This is a genomic window from uncultured Amnibacterium sp., from assembly GCF_964245895.1.
Lineage (GTDB): Bacteria > Actinomycetota > Actinomycetes > Actinomycetales > Microbacteriaceae > Amnibacterium.
In genome coordinates this window covers 1-22,930 of the sequence record NZ_CAXTOQ010000044.1, presented here as the reverse complement: position 1 = coordinate 22,930, position 22,930 = coordinate 1, and the positions used below count along the sequence as shown (strand labels likewise).

24 protein-coding genes and 4 tRNA genes are annotated in these 22,930 nt (G+C 72.9%); 21 read left to right on the top strand and 7 right to left on the bottom strand.

Annotation, left to right across the window (positions count from 1 at the left end; all coding sequences use genetic code 11):
• Positions 1-924 (bottom strand): HRDC domain-containing protein (locus ACFE60_RS08370; protein WP_375388391.1); only part of this gene is annotated, 924 nt, incomplete at its 3' end.
• The gene (locus ACFE60_RS08365; protein ID WP_375388390.1) at positions 917-1,507 is read right to left on the bottom strand and encodes a DUF3000 domain-containing protein; all 591 of its coding nucleotides are present in this window, start codon (positions 1,505-1,507) and stop codon (positions 917-919) included. The genes ACFE60_RS08365 and ACFE60_RS08370, both read right to left, overlap by 8 nt.
• Positions 1,508-1,602: 95 nt before the next feature.
• Here ACFE60_RS08365 and ACFE60_RS08360 point away from each other — a divergent pair, with 95 nt between their 5' ends.
• Positions 1,603-2,859, top strand: coding sequence for an alpha/beta hydrolase (locus tag ACFE60_RS08360; protein ID WP_375388389.1), 1,257 nt, complete (start codon positions 1,603-1,605; stop codon positions 2,857-2,859).
• On the opposite strand, the gene ACFE60_RS08355 is transcribed toward ACFE60_RS08360, so the two are convergent.
• From ACFE60_RS08355 to ACFE60_RS08345, 3 genes are read right to left on the bottom strand one after another with little or no spacing between them, the layout of a single operon-like run.
• Positions 2,768-3,472: a dihydrofolate reductase family protein gene (locus ACFE60_RS08355; protein ID WP_375388388.1), complete on the bottom strand. Its 705-nt coding sequence runs from the start codon at positions 3,470-3,472 to the stop codon at positions 2,768-2,770. The two genes, ACFE60_RS08360 and ACFE60_RS08355, sit on opposite strands and share 92 nt — an antisense overlap.
• Positions 3,472-3,891: a SufE family protein gene (locus tag ACFE60_RS08350; RefSeq protein WP_375388387.1), complete on the bottom strand. Its 420-nt coding sequence runs from the start codon at positions 3,889-3,891 to the stop codon at positions 3,472-3,474. The genes ACFE60_RS08355 and ACFE60_RS08350 overlap by 1 nt, the downstream gene beginning before the upstream one ends.
• Positions 3,888-4,796, bottom strand: a complete 909-nt coding sequence (locus tag ACFE60_RS08345; protein ID WP_375388386.1) for a sulfurtransferase — start codon at positions 4,794-4,796, stop codon at positions 3,888-3,890. Before ACFE60_RS08345 ends, ACFE60_RS08350 begins: the two co-directional genes overlap by 4 nt.
• 144 nt (positions 4,797-4,940) lie before the next feature.
• Here ACFE60_RS08345 and zapE point away from each other — a divergent pair, with 144 nt between their 5' ends.
• Both zapE and ACFE60_RS08335 read left to right on the top strand, forming a co-directional pair.
• Positions 4,941-5,960 (top strand): cell division protein ZapE, encoded by a 1,020-nt coding sequence (zapE, locus tag ACFE60_RS08340; protein ID WP_375388385.1) that lies wholly within the window; start codon positions 4,941-4,943, stop codon positions 5,958-5,960.
• Positions 5,961-6,248: 288 nt separating this feature from the next.
• Entirely contained in the window at positions 6,249-7,493 is a 1,245-nt protein-coding gene (locus ACFE60_RS08335; protein WP_375388393.1) for an ammonium transporter, read from the top strand.
• 278 nt (positions 7,494-7,771) lie between these two features.
• Here the strand turns inward: ACFE60_RS08335 and ACFE60_RS08330 are convergent.
• A tRNA-Val gene (locus ACFE60_RS08330) sits at positions 7,772-7,844 on the bottom strand.
• Between the two features lie 127 nt (positions 7,845-7,971).
• Here ACFE60_RS08330 and ACFE60_RS08325 point away from each other — a divergent pair.
• The 4 genes from ACFE60_RS08325 (at position 7,972) to ACFE60_RS08310 (ending at position 9,051) form a co-directional block, all read left to right on the top strand.
• Positions 7,972-8,043: transfer RNA gene (locus tag ACFE60_RS08325), tRNA-Gly, on the top strand.
• 26 nt (positions 8,044-8,069) lie between these two features.
• A tRNA-Cys gene (locus ACFE60_RS08320) sits at positions 8,070-8,140 on the top strand.
• A gap of 23 nt (positions 8,141-8,163) precedes the next feature.
• A tRNA-Val gene (locus ACFE60_RS08315) sits at positions 8,164-8,238 on the top strand.
• A gap of 180 nt (positions 8,239-8,418) precedes the next feature.
• Complete coding sequence (locus tag ACFE60_RS08310; RefSeq protein ID WP_375388384.1) at positions 8,419-9,051, top strand: hypothetical protein; 633 nt, start codon at positions 8,419-8,421, stop codon at positions 9,049-9,051.
• A 52-nt stretch (positions 9,052-9,103) separates the two neighbouring features.
• On the opposite strand, the gene ACFE60_RS08305 is transcribed toward ACFE60_RS08310, so the two are convergent.
• Positions 9,104-9,808 carry a transporter substrate-binding domain-containing protein gene (locus ACFE60_RS08305; protein WP_375388383.1) on the bottom strand — a complete coding sequence of 235 codons (705 nt, stop codon included), beginning with the start codon at positions 9,806-9,808 and terminating at the stop codon, positions 9,104-9,106.
• Between the two features lie 71 nt (positions 9,809-9,879).
• Here ACFE60_RS08305 and thrS point away from each other — a divergent pair, with 71 nt between their 5' ends.
• The 14 genes from thrS to ACFE60_RS08235 form a co-directional block, all read left to right on the top strand.
• Positions 9,880-11,934, top strand: coding sequence for a threonine--tRNA ligase (gene thrS / locus ACFE60_RS08300; protein ID WP_375388382.1), 2,055 nt, complete (start codon positions 9,880-9,882; stop codon positions 11,932-11,934).
• Between the two features lie 95 nt (positions 11,935-12,029).
• Positions 12,030-12,545 carry an HIT domain-containing protein gene (locus ACFE60_RS08295; protein WP_375388392.1) on the top strand — a complete coding sequence of 172 codons (516 nt, stop codon included), beginning with the start codon at positions 12,030-12,032 and terminating at the stop codon, positions 12,543-12,545.
• Between the two features lie 202 nt (positions 12,546-12,747).
• Positions 12,748-13,668, top strand: a complete 921-nt coding sequence (pdxS, locus tag ACFE60_RS08290) for a pyridoxal 5'-phosphate synthase lyase subunit PdxS (protein ID WP_375388381.1) — start codon at positions 12,748-12,750, stop codon at positions 13,666-13,668.
• On the top strand, positions 13,662-14,246 hold the full coding sequence (pdxT, locus tag ACFE60_RS08285) for a pyridoxal 5'-phosphate synthase glutaminase subunit PdxT (protein ID WP_375388380.1): 585 nt from the start codon (positions 13,662-13,664) through the stop codon (positions 14,244-14,246). The genes pdxS and pdxT overlap by 7 nt, the downstream gene beginning before the upstream one ends.
• Before the next feature lie 175 nt (positions 14,247-14,421).
• On the top strand, positions 14,422-15,033 hold the full coding sequence (locus ACFE60_RS08280) for a hypothetical protein (RefSeq protein WP_375388379.1): 612 nt from the start codon (positions 14,422-14,424) through the stop codon (positions 15,031-15,033).
• Positions 15,034-15,064: 31 nt separating this feature from the next.
• Positions 15,065-15,829, top strand: a complete 765-nt coding sequence (locus ACFE60_RS08275; protein ID WP_375388378.1) for a YebC/PmpR family DNA-binding transcriptional regulator — start codon at positions 15,065-15,067, stop codon at positions 15,827-15,829.
• 6 nt (positions 15,830-15,835) lie between these two features.
• Complete coding sequence (gene ruvC / locus ACFE60_RS08270; protein ID WP_375388377.1) at positions 15,836-16,390, top strand: crossover junction endodeoxyribonuclease RuvC; 555 nt, start codon at positions 15,836-15,838, stop codon at positions 16,388-16,390.
• A gap of 126 nt (positions 16,391-16,516) precedes the next feature.
• Positions 16,517-16,804, top strand: a complete 288-nt coding sequence (locus tag ACFE60_RS08265; RefSeq protein ID WP_375388376.1) for a hypothetical protein — start codon at positions 16,517-16,519, stop codon at positions 16,802-16,804.
• A gap of 86 nt (positions 16,805-16,890) precedes the next feature.
• Complete coding sequence (ruvA, locus tag ACFE60_RS08260; protein WP_375388375.1) at positions 16,891-17,487, top strand: Holliday junction branch migration protein RuvA; 597 nt, start codon at positions 16,891-16,893, stop codon at positions 17,485-17,487.
• Positions 17,484-18,509: a Holliday junction branch migration DNA helicase RuvB gene (gene ruvB / locus ACFE60_RS08255; protein WP_375388374.1), complete on the top strand. Its 1,026-nt coding sequence runs from the start codon at positions 17,484-17,486 to the stop codon at positions 18,507-18,509. The genes ruvA and ruvB overlap by 4 nt, the downstream gene beginning before the upstream one ends.
• Before the next feature lie 117 nt (positions 18,510-18,626).
• The gene (gene yajC, locus ACFE60_RS08250; protein WP_375388373.1) at positions 18,627-19,043 is read left to right on the top strand and encodes a preprotein translocase subunit YajC; all 417 of its coding nucleotides are present in this window, start codon (positions 18,627-18,629) and stop codon (positions 19,041-19,043) included.
• Between the two features lie 98 nt (positions 19,044-19,141).
• A complete protein-coding gene (secD, locus tag ACFE60_RS08245) occupies positions 19,142-20,824 on the top strand; it encodes a protein translocase subunit SecD (RefSeq protein WP_375388372.1) in 1,683 nt (560 codons plus the stop codon).
• Positions 20,824-21,876: a protein translocase subunit SecF gene (gene secF, locus ACFE60_RS08240; RefSeq protein ID WP_375388371.1), complete on the top strand. Its 1,053-nt coding sequence runs from the start codon at positions 20,824-20,826 to the stop codon at positions 21,874-21,876. Before secD ends, secF begins: the two co-directional genes overlap by 1 nt.
• 60 nt (positions 21,877-21,936) lie before the next feature.
• On the top strand, positions 21,937-22,930 hold a 994-nt coding region (locus ACFE60_RS08235; RefSeq protein ID WP_375388370.1), incomplete at its 3' end, for a RelA/SpoT family protein.

The window sequence follows — 22,930 nt, the reverse complement described above, 5'->3', positions numbered from 1 at the left end:
GACGCGCGTGGCCGGCAGGTCCTGGCTCGCGAGGCCGGTCTCGACCGCCGACCACCAGCGGTCGATCTCCGAGCGACTGGCGCGGCCGCTGAAGCTGCGCATCCCGGCGAGCTCCCGCTTGCTGGTGGGCGGGGTGCGGGCCACGGCGACGAGCGACGCGTCGGGGACCAGCCGGCCCGGGGCGGAGTCGATCTCGCGGGCGTAGGCGTCGCGCGCCTGCCACAGCGACCGCGCCACGGCGAGGTTCCTGGCGCCGCGCACGCCGTGCACGCCGGAGAGGCGCCGCCACGGCTCGGCGGCGGCGGGCTTCGCCTCCCTCGTGCGGACGGACTCGAACTCCTGCTCCGCGATGTGGCTCTTGCCCGCCTCGACGAGCAGCGCCTCCTCCGCGTCCCGGACGTCGAGCAGCAGCTCGACGTCGAGCGCCGCGTAGACCAGCCACGGGGTCGGCAGCGGCCGGGTCGACCAGTCGGCCGCGGAGTGCTCCTTCGCGAGGTGCAGCCCCAGCAGCCGCTCGACGACCGCGCCGAGCCCGACGCGCTCGAAGCCCAGCAGCCGGCCGCCGAGCTCCGTGTCGAAGATGCGCTGCGGCTCGAGACCGACCTCGCGCAGGCACGGCAGGTCCTGGCTGGCGGCGTGCAGCACCCACTCCGCGTCCCGCATCGCGGCCGCGAGCGCGGACAGCTCGGGCACCGCGATCGGGTCGAGCAGGATCGTGCCCGAGCCGCGGCGGAACAGCTGGATCAGGTACGCGCGCTGGGAGTAGCGGAAGCCGCTCGCCCGCTCCGCATCGACGGCGATCGGCCCGGTGCCCGCGGCGATGCGCTCGACCGCGCGCAGGTAGGACCCGGTGTCGGCCACGACCTCGACGGGCTCAGCCGGTCTCGCGTCGGGCAGCGGCTGCTCCTCAGCGGCGTCAGTCACGCCCTGCTCGTCGTGCGGACAACACACTCACTCCCTCTGCCGCCGGTGGCAGCCCGGCGAGCATGCACAGCAACTCGCCCCAGCCTTCCACATGCTTGCCGAGGTCCAGATCGGTGGGCGTCCAGGAGGCGCGCAGCTCCACCTTCGCGCCGGTGCCCTGCCCGGCGAGCTCGCCGAAGCCGGAGGACACGATCGTCGTCGCCGTGCCGGACGCGGCGGTGTACCCCGCACCGCGGGTCTCGAGCGCGTCGGTGAGCCACGACCAGGTGACCTCGGCGAGGAACGGGTCCGTGCCGATGTCGGTCTCGAGCGGCGCCTGGGCGAAGCAGACGACGCGGAAGTCGCCGTCCCACGCCTCCTGCCCGTCGGGGTCGTGCAGCAGGATGAAGCGGCCCGTGCCGAGCTCGGAGTCCTCGCCGTGGATCTTCTGCCGCACGTCGCCGGCCAGCGCCAGGGAGAACGGCGCGACCTGGCCGGGCGAGGGGATCTCGTTCACGAGCAGGTCCCTGCGCACGTGCGCACCCGCGATCGACTCTCGCGCCTGCTCGAACGGCGCCGAGGTGGCCTGCGGTCCGGTCGGCACGGCTCCAGCCTACGTCCGGGGCCCGCAGGGGCCCGTCGGCGCGCGGGAGCGACGCCGGTCCCGTCCTCCTCCTACGATTCGCCCAGGGCACCGCCGTGGTGCGGACGGGAGGCGGCATGGCCGGTCGCGCCGATCCGCTCCGCATGCTCGCCGCCGGAGCGCTCGCCGCCGGTGCCGTCGCCGGCGGCGCGATCACCGCCCGCACGGCGCGGCGGATGGCCGCCCCGAAGCCCCCGCGGCCGACCCCCGTGCGGTCGGTCGACCCGGGCGGCCGCACGATCGTGTTCGGCGCGACGCCGGACGCCCTGCTGACGGGCCGCTACAGCTTCTGGTTCGCGGAGGGGCGCGGGCACGCCCGCGTCGGCGCGGTGCTCGACCACCACGGCGATGCCGTGGTCCGCGAGCTGCTGGGCGTCGACACCGGCGACATCGGTGCGGCGCGCGAGGGCCGGTTCAACGGCTGGATGTATCTGACCCCGGACGCGTTCGGGCTGCCGTACCGGTCGGAGCGGGTGCAGACCACCCAGGGCGCGGTCCCGTCCTGGATCCTGCCCGGCGGGGACGGCACCCGCTGGGCGGTGCTGGTGCACGGCCGCTCGTCCGTGCGGCAGGAGGCGCTGCGGGCCGTGCCGCCCCTCCACGCCGCGGGGTGGAGCGTGCTGCTCCCGGCCTACCGGGGGGACGGGGAGGCGCCGCAGGGCGACGGGTCCTCCCGATACGCGGTGCCGGACGGGGAGTGGGTGGACATCGAGTCCGCGATCCTGCACGCGCTCGACGAGGGCGCGACGGAGGTCGTGCTGGTCGGCTGGTCGTCCGGTGCCTCCATCGTGCTGACGACGGCGCACCGGTCGCGGGTGCGATCCGTGATCACCGGGATCGTGCTCGACTCGCCCGTCCTCGACGGCACGAGCTCCCTGCTCGCCCGCGGCGACGGGATGCCGACGCCGGTGAAGCACGGCGCGCTGTCCCTGCTGCGCAGCCGGGTCGGCGGCCTGCTCGGCGGCGACGACCTCGACGTCGATCCCGGCATGACCGCCGACCCGGCGGAGCTCGACGTGCGGGCCCTGGTGCTGCAGAGCGAGGACGACGGCGTCGCGCCCACCGAGGTGACCCACGCCTTCGCGGAGGCGCGCCCGGACCTCGTGCGCCTCGTCCCCTTCGTCGGGGCTCGGCACACCCGGCTCTGGAACCTCGACTCCGCGCGGTGGGAGGGGGCGCTGACGTCGTGGCTCGCGCACGACGAGGCGGCGCTCGACCGGCTCACCGGCGAGGCAGCGTCCACCGTGCGTAGAGCCGGTCCGTCTCGTCGCGCAGCAGGCCGGCGAGCCGCCCCGCCGTCCCCGGCGACCTGAGCACCCCGGCGCCGTCCATCAGCATCGGCGCCGTCGTGAGGTCCAGCTCGTCGACGACGCCCGCCGTCAGCAGCCGGCCCGCGACGTCGGCGCCCCCCTCGCAGACGATGCGGCCGAACCCGCGCTCGCGCAGCGCGTCGACCAGCAGGCGGGGGGAGGCGGCCGGATCCCCGTCGACGGCGACCACCTCCGCGGCGTCGCCCACCCGCCGCTGCACCGCGTGGGCGGTCCCCGGCGGGCAGAGCAGCATCGGCCGCCGGCCGTCCGCCGCGGGCTGCGGCAGCGCCGCCGGGTCGAAGTCCTTGCGCAGCGTCGCGATCGCCAGCTGCGCGGTCCGCGGCATCGCGAGCCGCTCCGCCCTCAGCGTGCCCGCGCCGACGAGCACCACGTCCGCCGAGCGGCGCAGCACGCCGAGCAGGGCGCGGTCGATGCCGCCGGTGAGGCTCTCCGACGTGCCGTCGCCGCCGACCGCCTGCCCGCCGAGCGCCACGACCAGGTTGACCCGCACCCACGCGCCGTCGAGCGCGTAGCGGTCCGCGAGCCAGCCGCGCAGCGCGTCGCCCTCGAGGTCGACGGTCTCCCCGGGCGCGGGGAGGAGGGCGTCGACCCGCATCAGCGCTCCCGCAGCTGCCGCTTGATCCGCGCGAGCATGCCGCTCATCCCGCGCAGGCGCAGCAGCGAGACCGCGTCCGTCAGGCCCAGCGTCTGCGGGAAGTCGTCCGGCACCGCGAGGGCCTCGTCGACGGGCAGTCCCTCGAGCCCGTGCGCCAGCACGGAGGCGAAGCCGCGGGTGGTCGGCGCCTCCGGCGGCGCGGTCGCGTGCACGTGCACCAGGCCGTCGACGACCTCCGCCTTCACGAACACGGGCGCCTGGCACTCCGGGACGCGCTCCAGCAGGTCGGGGTGCTCGCCGAGCCGCTCCGGCAGGGGCGGCAGGTCGTCCGCGTACTCCAGCAGGAGCATCAGGCGCTCGCGCGGCTCGACCGCGAGGAACTCCTCCCGGATCGACTCGAGCGCGGCGGGCGCGGTCACCGGGAGGCGAGCGCGGCGCCGGGCAGCTCGCCGGGCTGGTCGCCCTTCGCGATCGGGACGCGGACGGCGCTGCCCCACTCGGTCCACGAGCCGTCGTAGTTCCGCACCTTGTCGTAGCCGAGCAGGTGGGTGAGCACGAACCAGGTGTGGCTCGACCGCTCGCCGATCCGGCAGTACGCGATGACGTCGTCGCCGGGCGCGAGCCCGGCGCCGTCCTGGTAGATCGCCTCCAGCTCGTCTCGGGACCGGAACGTGCCGTCCTCCGCCGCCGCCTTCGCCCACGGCACGTTCTGGGCGGTGGGGATGTGGCCGGCCCGCAGCGCCGACTCCTCCGGGTACTCCGGCGCGGTCGTGCGCTCGCCCGAGTACTCGAGGGGGCTGCGCACGTCGATCAGCGGCGAGCCGAGGTGCGCCAGCACGTCCTCGCGGAACGCGCGGACGCCGGAGTCGTCGCGCTCGACGACGGGGTAGTCGACGGCCGGCCGCTCGGCGCGTTCGCGGGTGAGGGGGCGGTCCTCCGCGATCCACTTCGCCCGGCCGCCGTCGAGCAGGCGCACGTCCTCGTGCCCGAACAGCGTGAACACCCACAGCGCGTACGCCGCCCACCAGTTGCTCTTGTCCCCGTAGATCACGACGGTCGCGTCGCGGGCGACGCCCAGGCGGCCGAGCAGCTCGGCGAAGCCGGCGCCGTCCACGTAGTCGCGGGTGACCGGGTCGTTGAGATCGGTGTGCCAGTCGACCTTGACCGCGCCTTCGATGTGGCCGGTCTCGTAGAGCAGCACGTCCTCGTCCGACTCGACGACCACCAGGCCGTCGTCGTGGAGGTGCTCCGCCAGCCAGTCGGTGGAGACCAGGCGCTCCGGGTGGGCGTATCCCGCACGCCTCGCGTCGTCCTCAGCGGCCATGGCTCCTCCTCCGGCCCGCTCCGCGAACCCGTGAGGCCCGCCGGATGCGGCGCAGTACGCTTCCACCGCCGTCCAGGCGGCACCGTCCGACGATACGCAGTGAAGGTGGCAGGCCGTGGTGCGAGACCCCTTCTGTGACGCTCCATGGCGTCGGTGACGGTGCATCGGCGGCTCGCGGACGTCGACCCGGTGGTCGACGCGGCCCGCATGGCCTCCTCCCTCGTGCCGCCGCGGCAGTTCGTCGACTCCCGGCTCGAGAACTACCGGCCCGACCCCGAGCACCCGTCGCAGGCGGCGGCGGTGGAGGCGGTCCGCACGTTCGTCGCGGACTGGTCGGCGAAGCCCGGCGGCCTCTTCCGGCGGGGACCTCGGCCGCCCGAGCGCCCCGGCCTGTACCTCGACGGCGGCTTCGGCGTCGGCAAGACCCACCTGCTCGCCGCGCTGTGGCACCTCGCGCCCGGCCGCAAGTACTTCGGCACGTTCATCGAGTACACGGCGCTCGTCGGCGCGCTCGGGTACGCGGAGGCGGTGCGGCTGCTGTCGGGCGCGACGCTCATCGCGATCGACGAGTTCGAGCTGGACGACCCGGGCGACACGATGCTCATGTCGCGGCTGCTCGGCGAGCTGGTCAAGGGCGGCACCCGGATCGGCGCGACCTCCAACACGCCGCCGAACGCGCTGGGGGAGGGGCGGTTCGCCGCCGCGGACTTCCTGCGCGAGATCCAGGCGCTGTCCGACCGCTTCACCACCGTCCGTATCGGCGGGCTCGACTACCGGCGTCGGGACGCGGCGGAGTCGGCGGTCGTCGCCGGCGACGCCGCGGCCCTCGCGCTGCCCGCGACCGCGGACACCACGGTCGACGACTTCGGCGCGCTCGTCGACCACCTCGCCTCCGTGCACCCCGCCCGCTACGTCGGCCTGGTCGACGGGCTGCGGACCGCGGGGCTGCTGGACGTGCGGGCGCTGCCGGGGCAGACGGAGGCGCTGCGGTTCGTCGCCCTCGTCGACCGGCTCTACGACGCGCAGGTGCGGATCGTCGCGGGCGGCGAGCCGCTCGACCGGGTGTTCGGCGACGACATGCTCGCGGGCGGCTACCGCAAGAAGTACCTGCGGGCGACGTCCCGCCTCGTCGCGATGACCCACGCCGGCGCCGCAGCCCGCTGAGACCGGTCACACGGGCCGCGCGAGGGCGCCCGAAACACAGCGTTCACACGGGACCCCGATTCGTAACGCGGGGGAAACACGGGGCGATGGGCGGTGAAACGTCCCTGCTTCACACTCGATCCCGCATTCCTGTGCCGTCCGCACCTCACGCGGCGGTTCCGCAGCGGGCCGGCGCACCGGAAGCCTTCCTCCCAGCACGAACAAGAGAGGTCCCAGGTCTCCATGGCCCCGATCCTTGCAAGCGCCGCAACCGACGCGATCACCACCAACCTCAACTCGCTGTGGCTCATGGTCGCCGCAGCGCTGGTCCTCCTGATGACGCCCGGCGTGGCGTTCTTCTACGGCGGCATGGTCAAGGCCAAGAGCGTCATCAGCATGATGATGATGAGCTTCGGGGCGATCGCCCTCGTCGCGGTCCTCTGGGTGCTGTACGGCTACTCGTTCGCCTTCACGTCGGGCAGCGACTGGATCATCCCGCACGTGATCGGCAACCCCTTCACGAACTTCCTGATGATCCCGCAGCTGACCTCGGTCGACGGCGGACCGGATCTCAACGCCCTCGCCTTCGCCGGGTTCCAGGCCACGTTCGCGATCATCACCGTCGCGCTGATCTCCGGCGCGATCGCGGACCGCGCGAAGTTCGGCTCCTGGATGGTCTTCGCGGGCCTCTGGGTGACGCTCGTCTACTTCCCGGTCGCGAGCTGGGTGTTCAACTTCACGCTCGGCGACGACGGCACCACGACCGACGGCGGCTGGATCGTCCACCTCCTCGGGGTGAACGACTTCGCCGGCGGCACGGCGGTGCACATCAACGCCGGCGCAGCGGGCCTCGCGCTCGCGATCGTGCTCGGTCGTCGCGTCGGCTTCGCGAAGGGCATGGTCAAGCCGCACAACGTGCCGCTGACCCTGCTCGGCGCCTCCCTGCTGTGGTTCGGCTGGTTCGGCTTCAACGCCGGCTCCGAGGCCGCCGTCGACGGGATCGCCGCGCTCGCCTGGATCAACACCCTCGCCGCCCCCGCCGCCGCGACGCTCGGCTGGCTGATCGTCGAGAAGATCAAGGACGGCAAGGCCACCTCGATCGGTGCCGCGTCCGGCGCCGTCTCGGGCCTCGTCGCCATCACCCCCGCCTGCAACATCCTCGCTCCCGGCTGGGGCATGGTCCTCGGGCTGATCACCGGCGCCGTCTGCGCGCTGGCGATCGACCTGAAGTGGCGCCTCGGGTTCGACGACTCGCTCGACGTCGTCGGCATCCACTTCGTCGGCGGCTGGATCGGCACGCTGTTCATCGGCCTGTTCGGCAACGGCCGCGGCCTGTTCTTCGGCTTCGGCCCGGCGTCGCTCGGTCAGCAGTTCCTCGGTGCGCTCGCCGTGTCGATCTTCTCCTTCTTCACCGCGGCTGCCCTCGGCTGGATCATCCAGAGGACCATCGGCTTCCGGGTGACGAGCGAGGACGAGATCGCCGGCGTCGACACCACGGTGCACGGCGAGGAGGGCTACCTGCTCGCCGAGGAGGAGGCGGTCGTCCGCAGCTGACGCCGCCGCGTCCATCTGTGCACCACCCGCCGACGTGTGCAGCCGCCACAGCGGCTGCACACGTCCGCGGTGGCTGCACACGACGACCACGACGAGGGCACCGCTCCGGACCGGAGCGGTGCCCTCGTCGTCCGCGGCTTCCCCGGGGAGGCTGTCGCGCGGCGGTCGAACCCGCCCACCCGCGCGTCGGGGACCGCCCGTCTTGGGCCGGAACAGCCCGCGTGGTCGCGCTTCGACGACGAAGGCCCCGCTCCTCGAGGGAGCGGGGCCTTCTGCGGTGGGCGATGCCGGACTCGAACCGACGACCTCTTCGGTGTGAACGAAGCGCGCTACCAGCTGCGCCAATCGCCCGCGGCGACCATGATGCCACAGCACCGAGGCGGTCCAGCAGGCGGACGTGACCCCGACGGGGCACGGCGACGGGTTCGCAACCGGCCTGAGGATCGGATACAGTCTTGTCCGCCCCGCGAGGGGCGATGCGGATGTGGCGCAGTGGTAGCGCATCACCTTGCCAAGGTGAGGGTCGCGAGTTCGAATCTCGTCATCCGCTCGGTGGGACCCAGGTCCATCCACCTCGGTGGGGTGGCCGAGAGGCGAGGCAACGGCCTGCAAAGCCGTGTACGCGGGTTCGAATCCCGTCCCCACCTCCGACGAGGTCTCGGCCTCGCTCGGGCGATTGGCGCAGCGGTAGCGCGCTTCCCTGACACGGAAGAGGTCACTGGTTCGATCCCAGTATCGCCCACCACCTCGAACCCTCGGCCGGCGCCGGGGGTTCTTCTGCGTCTGCGGCGGGTTGCGCCCGCAACGAGCCGGATCTCTGCCGATCCGGCTGCACGCCGTCTCCGCGCGCCGGAAGAACCGCACGCCACGGATCGTTCACCCTGATGGGGGACGATGTCGACTCGAGAGCCGGCGGAGGGGAGCGATGGCCGAGCGGACGCGGACGGACCTGGCGGTCGCGCTGCCGATCCGCCGCGCGGTGGAGGACGAGGCGGACGAAGGCCTGCTCCTGGCCGAGTACGCGACGCGCATGCGGCTGAAGAACCGGATCATCGTCGACACGGTCTGCGCGGAGGGATCGATCGACGCCGAGGCGTGGGCGGACGAGCTGCGGCTGGCGCTGGGCGGCCTGCGTCTCGAGGCGGAGGGCTCCGCCCGGCGGATGGCGCACGAGGCGGAGGCGGCCAGGCTCTCGGAGGGCAGCGCCCGGCACGAGCACGACTACCGCGTCGTCGACGCGGACAACCTCGACCACCGCAGGCTGGTGTACCGGCTGGTCGCCCGGCGGCTGCTGTCGTGGGAGAACGACCCCGCCCAGGTCGCGACGCTGCTCGACGCCGCCAGGCGGGACGCGCACGAGGAGATCGACGCGGCGCTCACCAGGGCGCTGACCGGCGACCCGGTCGCGCGGGTGGAGGACGAGGCGCACCTCCGGGAGCGCCTGCGCCTGATCGTCGCGGTCGACCTGCCGGCGCTCGAGGCGGCGGTCCGCGGCGACGCCGCGCCGATCGCGATCCCGGCTCCGCGTCGCTGGTGGCGGCGCCTCCCGCGGCGCTGAAGGTGCTCCTGGATCCGGGGATCCGCACCGATCCCCGGATCCAGGACCACCTTCAGGCGGGAGGAGCCACCAGCGCGTCCCTGCGGCCCGAGCGGGCGAGCGCCTCCGCGACGAAGCCGTCCGCCTTCCGCGCCTCGATCCAGTCCACGAGGAACGCGAGCGTCGCGGGATCGTGCCCCCGGCGCACCGCGACCGCCTGCCGGATCTGCATGAACGCCGGCTCCAGGATCCGCCAGCCCGCGCCGCCGGCCCACTCCGTCAGCGGCACCCGGATCCCCGCGGCGACCTCGAGGCCCTGCTGCGCGGCGACCGTCGCCCCCTCCTGGCCGCGCACGAGCGTCGCCGCCTCGACCGCGCGCGTCAGGTGGAGGTCGTACGCGGATCCGTCCTTCACCCCGATCCGCGCCTCCGGCCGGTCCACCTCGGCGGCGTCCGCGATCCGGGACGACGTCGGCACGGCGTAGACGTCCTCGATCACCGCGTACGGCGACGTGAAGGCGACGTCGGCCTCGCGCACCGGGTCGATCGCGAGGAAGCCGATCTCCGCGTCGCCGTCGCGCAGCGCGGCGAAGGAGTCCTTCGCGGCCTCGAAGCAGCGCGTCTCGAGGCGGACGCCGAGCCGTTCGGCGAGGTCGCGCGCGAGGTCCACCGTGACGCCGCTCGGCGCCTCCGCCGTCCCCTGCGCGAGCACCGGGTTGCCGAGGTCGATGGCGGCGCGGAGCACGCCGCGGGGAGCGAGATCGTCGGTGACCCACATGCGCCCGAGGGGAGGGGGGCCGCCCACGCCTAGGCTTGACGCCCACGTCGATCCCGAGGAGGCACGCCGAAGTGAGCGTCACCGAACCCCCCGCAGCCCAGCCCGGCGAAGGGCCTGCGGCGACGACGGGACGGACGCTCTTCGGCACCGACCGCGAGGTGGTCGCGGTCCGCGTCGACGGCGCGCTGTGGGACCTCGACCGGCCGCTGCCCGCGGGGGTCGACGTCGCGCCGGTCGCGATCGGGTCGCCCGACGGCCTGGCCATCCTGCGGCACTCCTCCGCGCACGTGCTCGCGCAGGCGGTGCAGCGCATCGACCCGCGGGCGCGGCTCGGCATCGGCCCGCCGGTCGCGGACGGCTTCTACTACGACTTCGACGTCGAGAAGCCGTTCACCCCGGAGGACCTGAAGGCGCTCACCAAGGAGATGGAGCGCATCCAGCGGGCCGGCCAGCGCTTCGAGCGCCGCGTCGTCAGCGAGGCGGAGGCGCGCGCGCTGTTCGCGGACGAGCCGTACAAGCTCGAGCTGATCGGGCTGAAGGGCGGTGCGACCGAGGAGGCCGCCGTCGAGGTCGGCGCCGGGGAGCTGACCGTCTACGCCAACGTCGATCGGCAGACCGGCGAGGTCGTCTGGCAGGACCTCTGCCGCGGCCCGCACGTGCCGAACACCGGCGTGATCAGGAACGGCTGGGCGCTCACCCGGGTCGCCGCCGCGTACTGGCGCGGCTCGGAGAAGAACCCGCAGCTGCAGCGGATCTACGGCACCGCCTGGCCGTCGAAGGACGAGCTGCGCGAGTACCAGCACCGCGTGGAGGAGGCCGCGAAGCGCGACCACCGCAAGCTCGGCGCCGAGCTGGACCTGTTCAGCTTCCCCGACGAGATCGGGTCGGGCCTCGCGGTCTTCCACCCGAAGGGCGGCGTGATCCGGCGCGAGATGGAGGACTACTCGCGGCAGCGGCACGAGGCCGGCGGGTACTCCTTCGTCTGGTCGCCGCACATCACGAAGGAGCACCTGTTCCAGACCTCTGGCCACCTCCAGTGGTTCGCGGACGGCATGTTCCCGCCGATGCACCTCGACGAGGAGGTCGACGCGGAGGGGAACGTCACCCGGCAGGGCCAGGACTACTACCTGAAGCCCATGAACTGCCCGATGCACAACCTGATCTTCCGGTCGCGCGGCCGCAGCTACCGCGAGCTGCCGCTGCGGCTCTTCGAGTTCGGCTCGGTGTACCGGTACGAGAAGTCGGGCACCCTCGCCGGCCTCACGCGCGTGCGCGGCATGACGCAGGACGACGCGCACCTGTACGTCGCGCGCGACCAGGTGAAGGCGGAGCTGACCCGCACGCTGAACTTCGTGTTCGACCTGCTGCGCGACTACGGCCTCGACGACTTCTACCTCGAGCTCTCCACCCGGGACGACAGCCCGAAGTTCGCCGGCAACGACGCGATCTGGGAGGAGGCGACCGCGACGCTCGCCGAGGTCGCCGCCGAGACCGGCCTGGAGCTCGTGCCGGACCCGGGCGGCGCCGCCTTCTACGGCCCGAAGATCAGCGTGCAGGCGCGCGACGCGATCGGCCGCACCTGGCAGCTGTCCACGGTCCAGCTCGACTTCGACCAGCCGAACCGCTTCGACCTCGAGTACACCGCGGCGGACGGCACGAAGCAGCGGCCGGTGATGATCCACCGCGCGCTGTTCGGCTCCGTCGAGCGGTTCTTCGCGATCCTGCTCGAGCACTACGCGGGCGCGTTCCCGGTCTGGCTGTCGCCCGTGCAGGTCGTCGGGATCCCGGTCGCCGACGCCTACGCGGACCACCTCGCCGGCGTGCTCGACCGGCTGCGGGCGGAGGGGGTCCGCGTCGAGCTGGACGCCTCCGACGACCGGATGCAGAAGAAGATCCGGAACCACACGCTGGAGCACGTGCCGTTCCTGCTCATCGCGGGGGAGCAGGACCGCGACGCCGGCGCGGTCAGCTTCCGGTTCCGGGACGGCACGACCCGCAACGGTGTGCCCGTCGACGAGGCGGTCGCGCTGATCACGGCCACCATCCGGGGGCGCCTGCAGGTGTCCACGGCGGACGACCTCGAGCCGGCGGGCGGCGCCGGTGCCGCGGCGGCGGGCGCGGTGTGACCGACGCGGCGGAGTCGCTCGTCCCCACGGTCACGGCCGCCACGTCGCTTCGCGACGCGTCGGAACCGGCCGCGGGGGCCGCAGGGGCGGTCGGGATCCCGGACGCGTACCAGCGCCTGTGGGTCCCGCACCGCATGGCCTACATCGCGTCGAACCACACCGGTCCGACGGCGGGCGGGGCGCCGGACGGGTCGTGCCCGTTCTGCGACGCCCCGAGCCGCACCGACGAGGAGGCCCTGATCGTGCACCGGGGCGAGCACGCCTACGTGCTGCTCAACCTGTTCCCGTACAACTCCGGCCACCTGCTCGTCTGCCCCTACCGCCACGTCGCGCTGTACGACGAGGCGACGCCGGCGGAGGCGGCCGAGATCGCCGCGCTCACGCAGACCGCGATGCGGGTGCTCCGGCAGGACGCCCGCTGCGACGGCTTCAACATCGGCATGAACCAGGGCGCGATCGCGGGCGCCGGCGTCGCCGCCCACCTCCACCAGCACGTCGTGCCCCGCTGGGCGGCGGACGCCAACTTCTTCCCGATCATCGGCGCGACGAAGGCGCTGCCGGTCCTGCTCGGAGACACCTGGCGCTCGCTGCAGGCCGCCTGGCCCGCCTGAGGGACGCCCGCGACCTCGTCCGGTCCGCAGGTCGTGGTTCCTCGTGCAGGACCGGCGGCCCCGATCCGTCCTGCACCAGGCCCGCGGACCTGCAGACGGCGCGCGCGGAGGGGGCCGACGCCCGGTCCGCAGCGGGTCCGCGGCAGCCGCGCTCGGCGATACCCTTGACGCTCGACTTCGACCCCTGATCAGGAACCTCGAGATGACCGACACCCTCAGCCCCACCACCGCCTCCGAGCAGCCCGGGACCGGCACGGCGCGCGTCAAGCGCGGGCTCGCCGAGATGCTGAAGGGCGGCGTCATCATGGACGTCGTCACGGCCGACCAGGCGCGGCTGGCCGAGGCCGCCGGCGCGACCGCGGTCATGGCGCTCGAGCGCGTACCCGCGGACATCCGCGCGCAGGGCGGCGTCGCCAGGATGAGCGACCCGGACCTGATCGCCGGCATCGTCGACGCGGTCTCGATCCCGGTCATGGCCAAGGCGCGCATCGGGCACTTCGTCGAGGCGCAGGTGCTGCAGCACCTCGGCGTCGACTACATCGACGAGTCCGAGGTGCTCTCGCCCGCGGACTACGTCAACCACATCGACAAGTGGCCGTTCACCGTGCCGTTCGTGTGCGGTGCGACGAACCTGGGGGAGGCGCTGCGCCGCATCACCGAGGGCGCGGCGATGATCCGCTCGAAGGGCGAGGCCGGCACCGGCGACGTCTCCGAGGCGACGAAGCACATCCGCACGATCAAGGGGCAGATCGCTGCGCTGAAGGCCAAGACGCCCGACGAGCTGTACGTGGCCGCCAAGGACCTGCAGGCGCCGTACGAGCTGGTCGCCGAGGTCGCGCGGCTCGGGAGGCTGCCCGTCGTGCTGTTCACCGCGGGCGGCGTGGCCACGCCGGCCGACGCGGCGATGATGATGCAGCTGGGCGCGGACGGCGTCTTCGTCGGCTCCGGCATCTTCAAGGCCGGGAACCCCGAGGCGCGCGCGAAGGCCATCGTCAAGGCGACGACGTTCTACGACGACCCGGAGGAGATCGCGAACGCGTCCCGCGGGCTCGGCGAGGCGATGGTCGGCATCAACGTGGCCGACGTCCCCGCGCCGCATCGGCTCGCCGAACGCGGGTGGTGACGGGCCGCCGCGTCGGCGTCCTCGCCCTGCAGGGCGACTTCCGCGAGCACCTCGGGGTGCTCGCGGGCCTCGGCGTCGACGCCGTGCCGGTGCGGCGCGCCCGCGAGCTGGACGACGTCGCCGGACTCGTGATCCCCGGGGGCGAGTCCACGGTGATGGACAAGCTGTCGCGGGCGTTCGGCCTCCGCGACCCCCTCCGGCAGCGGATCGCGGCGGGGATGCCCGTGTACGGCACGTGCGCCGGCCTGATCATGCTCGCCGACCGGGTGCTGGACGCGCTGCCCGACCAGCAGACGCTCGGCGGCCTCGACGTCACCGTGCGCCGGAACGCGTTCGGCAACCAGCTCGACTCCTTCGAGACCGACCTCGCCGTAGTGGGCTTCGACGGGCCGCCGGTGCACGCTGCGTTCATCCGCGCGCCGATCGTCGAGCAGCTGGGCCCGGCGGCGGAGGCGATCGCGACGGTCGACGGCGGCCGCGTCGTCGCCGTGCAGCAGGGGAACCTGCTCGGCACCAGCTTCCACCCGGAGATCACCGGCGAGACCCGCTTCCACGAGCGCTTCCTGTCGCGGCTCTGAGCCCCTCCCGGCGAGCACTTCAGCAGGAGGAATCGCGTCCGGCAGGAAGAATCCGCGGAGTTCTTCCTGCTGAAGGCCACAATTCCTGCTGTCGTGCTCGGTTCTTCCTGCTGTCGTGCTCGGGTGCCGGCGGGGCTCCCGGCGTTCTGTCCTGCACGCGTGCTCGACTGGCCGGATGCGGCTGTACTCGGACTTCGGCGGGCGACGGGCTTCCCAGGTGCTCGGCGACCTCGCCGCGATCGCGACCGTCGTCGTCGGCGTCGTCGTCGCGGTCGCGCTGCACGATGCGATCGCGGCCTTCAAGGGCATCGGGGCGGACGTCACCCGGTCGGGGAAGGACTTCTCGTCGACGATGTCCGACATCGGCAGCAGGCTGAGCGGGGTGCCGCTGATCGGCGGCGGCATCAGCGCCCCGTTCTCCTCGGCCAGCGACGCCGGCGGCACGCTCGCCGCGGCCGGGACCAGCTGGCAGGCCGGTGTCGACCATCTCGCGACCCTCGTCGGCTGGACCGTCGCGCTGCTCGTGGTCCTCGTCGTGCTCGTCGGCTGGGTGCGGCCCCGGCTCGTCGGCGCCGTCCGCCGCGCGGCGGTCGCCCGGCTCGCGACGGCCTCCGCGTCGCTCGACCTGCTCGCGCTGCGCGCGCTCGCGACCCGCTCCGCGACGGTCGTCACGGGGATCGACGAGGACGTCGTCGCCGCGTGGCGCCGCGGCGACCCGGCGGTGATCCGGCGGCTGGCCGCGTTGGAGCTGAAGGCCTCGGGCGTGCGCCTGCCGGACCCCCGGTAGCATCGACGCGGCATTTCGGCAGGAGGCGCACGTGTCCGGACACTCCAAGTGGGCAACCACCAAGCACCAGAAGGCGATCAAGGACCAGCGGCGGGCGAAGTCGTTCGCGAAGCTGATCAAGAACATCGAGGTCGCCGCGAAAATGGGTGGCGCCGATCTCTCCGGCAACCCGACGCTGGTCGACGCCGTGCAGAAGGCGAAGAAGACCTCGGTCCCGAACGAGAACATCGACCGCGCCATCAAGCGCGGCGCGGGCCTCACGGGCGAGACGATCAACTACGACACGATCATGTACGAGGGCTACGGACCCGCCGGCGTCGCGCTGCTGATCGAGTGCCTCACCGACAACCGCAACCGGGCGGCCGCCGAGGTCCGCACGCTCATGACGCGCAACGGCGGGCAGATGGGCGACCCGGGCAGCGTCGCCTACAACTTCACCCGCAAGGGCGTGATCCGCGTCGCGAAGGCCGACGGCCTCTCCGAGGACGACGTGCTGGTCGCCGTGCTCGACTCGGGCGTCGAGGACGTCGCGGACCACGGCGAGGAGTTCGAGGTCATCACGGAGGCGAGCGACCTCGTCGCGGCGCGGACCGCGCTGCAGGGCGCCGGCATCGACTACGAGTCCGCCGACGCGGAGTTCGTGCCGGGCGTGAGCATCGAGATCGACGACGTCGACGTGGCGAAGCGGATCCTGCGGCTCGTCGACGCGCTCGAGGAGAGCGACGACGTGCAGAACGTCTTCGCCAACTTCGCGTTCTCGGACACGGTCTCCGCCGCGCTCGACGACGAGGACTAGCACCCGGTGCGGGTGCTCGGCGTCGACCCCGGGCTGACGCGCTGCGGCGTGGGCGTCGTCGACGTCGCCCCGAACCGCACCGCGCGGCTCGTGCACGTGGAGGTGCTGCGCTCGCCGGCCGACCAGGCGCTCGAGCTGCGCCTGCTGAGCATCGGCCGCGGGCTCATCCGCCTGCTCGACGAGTACCGCCCGGACGCGTTCGCGATCGAGCAGGTGTTCGCGCAGCAGAACGTGCCGAGCGTGATGGGCGTCGCGCAGATCAGCGGCATCGCGCTGCACCAGGCCGCCGAGCGCGGCCTGCCCGTCGGGCTGCACACCCCGAGCGAGGTGAAGGCCGCGGTGACCGGGTACGGCAACGCCGACAAGCGGCAGGTCACGACGATGGTCACCAGGCTGCTCGGGCTGACCGAGGCGCCGAAGCCGGCGGACGCGGCGGACGCCATCGCGATCGCGGTCTGCCACGCGTGGCGGCAGGGGCCGGCCCGCGCGGCCGGGAGCGGCCCCGCCACGCCCGCGCAGCGGGCGTGGGCGCAGGCGGAGGCGGCGGCGAAGCGCCGCTGACCGCGCCCGGTCACGACGGCCCGGCCCGCAGGCGCGCGTCCGCCTCCCCGGCGCGCAGCCCCCCTCCTCCGGACGCAGAATGGAGGGGCGGGCGCGCGCGGGGCGCGGCCGCAGGAAGCCACCGCCATGCCGTCGTATCGCGTCGTCCTCACCGTCGGCCGGGTGCATCCCGGCGGGAACGCGCAGGCGGTGCTGCCAGCAGCGGCCACCGCGGTGGGCGAGCTGACGACGGTGGAGGCGAAGTCCGTCGGCGTCCGGCAGGGGCGCGCCGAGGCGACCGTCCGCTTCGAGGCCGTCGACGACGAGATCGCGAAGCAGATCGCGCCCGCCGCCGCGCAGGGCGCCGGGACGCACGCGGAGATCCTCGGCATCGCGCTGCGCCGCCAGGCCGGCACCCGGTGGCCGCTGATCTGAGCCCTCTGGCTCTCGATCGAACCCGTGTTCGATGCGATCAGCGGGTCGGGCGGGCGGTGTCGGCCGGGGCGCCTACCGTTGAGCGCATGATCGCCTCGCTGCGTGGGACCGTGCTGGAGGCGCTCGGGACGACCCTCGTGATCGACGTGCAGGGAGTCGGCTACGCGGTCACCGTCACGCCGGACCACGCGCTGTCGGTGCGCGTCGGCGAGGAGGTGCTCGTCCGCACGGCGATGATCGTGCGGGAGGACGACATGTCCCTCTTCGGCTTCCCCGACCGGGACCGGCTGGCGGTCTTCGACCTGCTGCGCGGCGTCACCGGCGTCGGCCCGAAGTCCGCGATGGGCGTGCTCGCGACGCTCGCGCCGGAGCAGATCGCGCAGGCGGTCGCGAACGAGGACGACGCCGTGTTCCGGAAGGTGTCCGGCATCGGCCCGAAGACCGCGAAGCTGATCGTCCTCTCGCTGACCGGCAAGCTGATCGCCGTCCCGTCGACCGCGTCGGTCCGCGCGCGACCCGTGCGAGGCGCCGACGTGCTCGTCGCGCTGGTCGGCCTCGGCTACCAGGAGCGGGCCGCGCAGTCGGCGCTCGACGACGTGCTCGCCGCGCAGCCGGACGAGGCGCAGACCTCCGTGCTCCTCCGCGCCGCCCTCGGCCGGCTCGGGCCGCAGGCCGTGCGATGAGCGACATCGATCCGGTGCCGCACTCCGAGGCGGAGATCGCGTTCGAAGGAGCCCTGCGGCCCAGGACCCTCGCCGAGTTCGTCGGGCAGGCGAACGCGCGCAAGCAGCTCGAGGTGATGCTGAAGGCCGCGGCGATGCAGAACCGGGCGCCCGACCACATCCTGATGAGCGGCCCGCCCGGGCTCGGCAAGACGACCCTGGCGATGATCGTCGCGGAGGAGTCCAACCGGCCGCTGCGCATGTCCAGCGGCCCGGCCATCCAGCACGCGGGCGATCTCGCGGCCGTGCTGTCGTCGCTGACGCCGGGCGAGGTGCTGTTCATCGACGAGATCCACCGCATGGCGCGCAGCGCGGAGGAGATGCTCTACCTCGCGATGGAGGACTTCCGCATCGACATCATGGTCGGCAAGGGGGCCGGAGCCACCTCCATCCCGCTCGACCTCGCGCCGTTCACCCTGGTCGGCGCGACGACGCGCTCCGGCCTGCTGCCCAAGCCGCTCTACGACCGCTTCGGCTTCCTCGTGCACCTCGAGTTCTACTCGACGGCCGAGCTGGAGCAGGTGCTGCTGCGGGCCGCGACGCTGCTGAACCTCACGGTGCAGCCGCCGGCGCTCGGCGAGATCGCCGTGCGCAGCCGCGGCACGCCCCGCATCGCGAACCGCCTGCTCCGCCGCGTCCGCGACTGGACGCTCGTGCACGGCGGCGACGCCGACCACGCGGCGGTGCAGGCCGCGCTGGACCTCTACGAGGTCGATGGGAGCGGCCTCGACCGGCTGGACCGCTCCGTGCTCGACGCGATCATCGAGCGCTTCGACGGCGGCCCGGTCGGCCTGAGCACCCTCGCTGCGAGCGTGGGGGAGGAGCAGGACACGATCGCCGAGGTCGTCGAGCCGTTCCTCGTCCGCATGGGCCTGCTGTCCAGGACGCCCCGCGGCCGGGTCGCCACCGCGGCCGCCTGGCGGCGATCGGGTCGCACGCCGCGCGTGCCCGGAGCGCAGGCGCTGTTCGACGAGCCGGTATGATGCCGGGCTGAACCCGGGCGGAGAACGACCCGCCGCGACGTCGTGCCGCACCGGCACGAGAGCGGCACCACGCCCCCGGCACGAGCGCTCCGCTCGCCGCCACCCGAAAGGCCTCCCATGGACGCGAACACCGCCCAGCTGCTCTTCTTCGGCGTCATCATCGTCGTGATCGTCGGCCTGATGTTCCGCAACGGGCGCAAGCGCTCGCGCGACGCGGCGACGATGACGAGCGGCCTCAGGCCGGGCGCCGAGATCATGACCGCCTCCGGCATCTTCGGAACGATCACCGCGATCGACGAAGCGGAGAACCGGATCACCCTGCGCACCGGCCCGACCTCCGAGATCACCGTGCACCGGCAGGCCGTCGGCCGGATCGTGACGCCGGTCGCGGACGACGGGACCGAGCTGAACGGCTCGCCGGTCGTGCTGGACGACGCGGCGGCCGACCCGCAGTTCGGCGAGCGCGCGGACGGGGTCGACGACGGCACGGCTCGACCCACCGGCGGCTCCGCCTCGAAGGCCGCGGGCGAGTAGCCCGTACCATGGCCCGGCCCGCTTCACGACGGAGGGGCCGGGGCGCCGTCGGCGCCTGACCCACCCGATCGACCCGAAAGGCCTCCGTGCCGAGTACCGTGCCTCCGCAGCGCCGCGCCCGGCGGTCGCTGCTCGGCCTCGTCGTCGTGATCCTGGTCGGCGTCGCGCTGAACCTCGTCGGGGTGCTGGTCGCACCGGGTAGCACGTTCGCCGAGAAGTCCGACGCGCTGCTGCCGAAGCTCGGCCTGGACCTCGAGGGCGGGACGCAGATCATCCTGCGGGCGCAGACGGCGGACAACCGCGCGCCGACGGCGGACCAGCTCGCGCAGTCGGTGACGATCATCCGGCAGCGCGCGGCCGCCGGCGGCAGCCCGGACGCGCAGATCTCCACGCAGGGCGGCCAGTTCATCAACGTCTCGCTGCCCGGCGTGCCGTCGCAGGCGACCATCAACAGCGTGCGGGAGAGCGCGCGGATGGACTTCCGCCCGGTGCTCGTCGCCTCCGCGGCGTCGGCGTCGTCCGCTGGCGCGACCGACGCGCCGTACACCCCGCCGGCATCGCTCGGGAACACGCCGACGGCCTCCCCGACGGACGGCAGCGACCTGGCCCAGGTGACGCCGTACCTGCAGGACCTGTACACGAACTACGACTGCGGCGCGAAGAACGACCCGGGCAAGGCGCCGGCGGGCGAGCCGCTCGTCACGTGCTCGGACGACGGGTCGGCGAAGTACCTGCTCGGCCCCGTGGAGGTGCCGGGCACCGACATCTCCGGTGCGACCGCGGGGCTCGCGACGACCAGCCAGGGCGCGACCACCGGCGAGTGGGTCGTGAACCTGACGTTCAACGGCAAGGGCACCACCGAGTTCGCCACGATCTCGCAGCGGCTCGTGAACCTGACCGGGTCGCAGAACCAGTTCGCGATCGTGCTGGACGGGCGGGTGATCTCCGCGCCGACGATGAACTCGGCGATCACGAACGGCAAGGCGCAGATCTCCGGCTCCTTCACGGAGCAGAGCTCGAAGCAGCTCGCCGACCAGCTGAAGTTCGGTGCCCTGCCGATCAACTTCTCCGTGCAGAGCCAGAACACGATCTCCGCGACCCTCGGCTCGTCGCAGCTGACCGCCGGCCTGCTCGCGGGCCTGATCGGTCTGATCCTGATCTTCGCCTACGCGCTGGTGCAGTACCGGCTGCTCGGCTTCGTGATCTTCGCGAGCCTCGGCGTCTCCGCCGTGCTCACCTTCATCGTGCTGGACTTCCTGTCCTGGCGGGAGGGGTACCGCCTCTCGCTCGCGGGCGTGACCGGCATCATCGTCTCCATCGGCATCACCGCCGACTCCTTCATCGTGTACTTCGAGCGCATCCGCGACGAGCTGCGCGAGGGCCGCAGCCTCGAGGGCGCGGTCGAGACGGGGTGGCGGCGAGCCCGGCGCACCGTGCTCGCCTCCGACGCGGTCAACCTGCTGGCCGCCGGCGTGCTGTTCGTGCTCGCGGTCGGCGACGTGCAGGGCTTCGCCCTGACCCTCGGGCTGTCGACCGTGATCGACGTCGTGGTCGTGATGCTGTTCAGCCATCCGATCCTGCAGCTGCTGGCGAGACGGCCGTTCTTCGCGGACGGGCACCGCTTCTCCGGCCTCGACCCCAGGGCGCTCGGCGCCGTGTACCGGGGTCGCGGCCAGTTCCGGGCGCCGGCCGTCGCGGCCAGGTCCGCCGGGGAGGCGCAGCGGCGCCAGACCATCGCGGAGCGCAAGGCGGCCGAGCAGGGCACGAAGGGACGCGACTGATGGCCGGAGGGCTCACGCAGCTCGGCAACGACCTCTACACGGGGAAGCGGTCGATCGACTTCATCAAGCGCCGCCGCGTCTGGTACCTGGTGTCGCTCGCGGCGGTCGTGGTGTCCCTGGTGGTGCCCCTGCTGGTGCTGCCCGCGTTCGACCGCGGGTTCCACTTCGGCATCGAGTTCACCGGCGGATCCCAGTTCACGGTCTCGGGTTCGGCGAAGTCGGGGGACCAGCAGCTGGCCAGGCAGGCGGTGCAGTCGGTCACCGGCACCGACGTCGAACCGCTGATCGCGACCGTCGGCACCGACGGCATCCGGGTGCAGACGACCCAGCTGGACGGCGAGGGCTCGACGACGAACACCGACCGGGTGGCTACGGCCCTCGGCAAGGCGTACGACGTGCCGGTGCCCGGGAACGACCAGCGCGGGGTGTCCTACTCGTTCATCGGTCCCACCTGGGGCGCCGACATCTCCGGCGGCGCGATCCGCGGCCTCGTGATCTTCCTGGTGCTCGTGGCGATCGTGATGGCCGTGTACTTCCGCACCTGGAAGATGTCCGTCGCCGGCATCGTCTCCCTGATCCACGACCTGATCATCACGGCCGGCGTGTACGGCATCGTGGGCTTCGAGATCACGCCGGCCGCCGTGATCGGGTTCCTCACGATCCTCGGCTACTCCCTGTACGACACCGTCGTGGTGTTCGACAAGATCCGCGAGAACACCTCGCAGCTGGGGGAGCGCAGCACCCGCACGTTCGCCGAGACGGTCAACCTCGCGGTCAACCAGACGCTGGTGCGCTCGATCAACACCTCCGTCGTCGGGCTGCTGCCGATCGCGTCGATCCTGTTCATCGGGACGACGCTGCTCGGCGCCGGCACGCTGCGGGACATCTCGCTCGCGCTGTTCATCGGCATCATCGTGGGCACCTACTCGACCATCTTCGTGGCCGCGCCCCTCTACACCGACCTCCGCAGCACGGAGCCGGCGATCAAGGAGCAGGCGCGCCGCGTCCTCGGCGCGCGCCGGACCCAGGCCCTCGAGGGGACCGGCGCCTGATCCGGTGCGGGAAGTCCCGGTCCCTGCCGGCTGTTAGCGTTCGTGGAACGGGAGGTGGGTGTGACCGAGACCCGGGATACGGCACCGACCGCCGCGTCGCTGCGCCGCAGGGTGCCGAGGCTGTTCTCCCGCGCGCAGCCCGTCGACGCCGTCGACGTGCTGATCCGCACGGTCAAGGGGCATCACCCGAAGGCGGACACCGCCGTAGTCGAGCGCGCGTACGCGACCGCCGAGCAGGCGCACCGCGGTCAGCAGCGCAAGAGCGGCGAGCCGTACATCACGCACCCGGTCGCCGTCTCGCAGATCCTCGCGGAGCTCGGCATCGGACCGCGCGGCATCGCGGCCGCGCTCCTCCACGACACCGTCGAGGACACCCCGTACACGCTCGACGAGCTGCGCGCGGACTTCGGCGACGAGGTCGCGCTGCTGGTCGACGGCGTCACGAAGCTGGACAAGCTGAAGTACGGCGACTCCGCGCAGGCGGAGACCGTGCGGAAGATGGTCATCGCGATGTCGAAGGACCTGCGGGTCCTGATCATCAAGCTCGCCGACCGCCTGCACAACGCCCGGACCTGGGGCTTCGTGCCCGCGGCGAGCGCGCAGCGCAAGGCGAAGGAGACCCTCGAGATCTACGCGCCGCTCGCGCACCGGCTCGGCATCCAGGCGATCAAGCTGGAGCTCGAGGACCTGTCGTTCGCGGTGCTGTACCCGAAGCTGTACCTCGAGATCGAGTCGCTGGTCCGCAGGCGCACGCCCCTGCGCGAGGAGTTCGTCGCGAAGGTGTCCGAGCAGGTCACCGAGGACCTGAAGGCCGCGCGCATCAAGGGCAGGGTCGCCGGCAGGCCGAAGCAGTACTACTCGATCTACCAGAAGATGATCGTGCGCGGTCGCGAGTTCGACGAGATCTACGACCTCACCGGCATCCGCGTGCTGGTCGACTCGGTGCGGGACTGCTACGCCGTGCTCGGCTCGATCCACGCGCGGTGGACGCCGGTGCCCGGGCGGTTCAAGGACTACATCGCGATGCCGAAGTTCAACCTCTACCAGTCGCTGC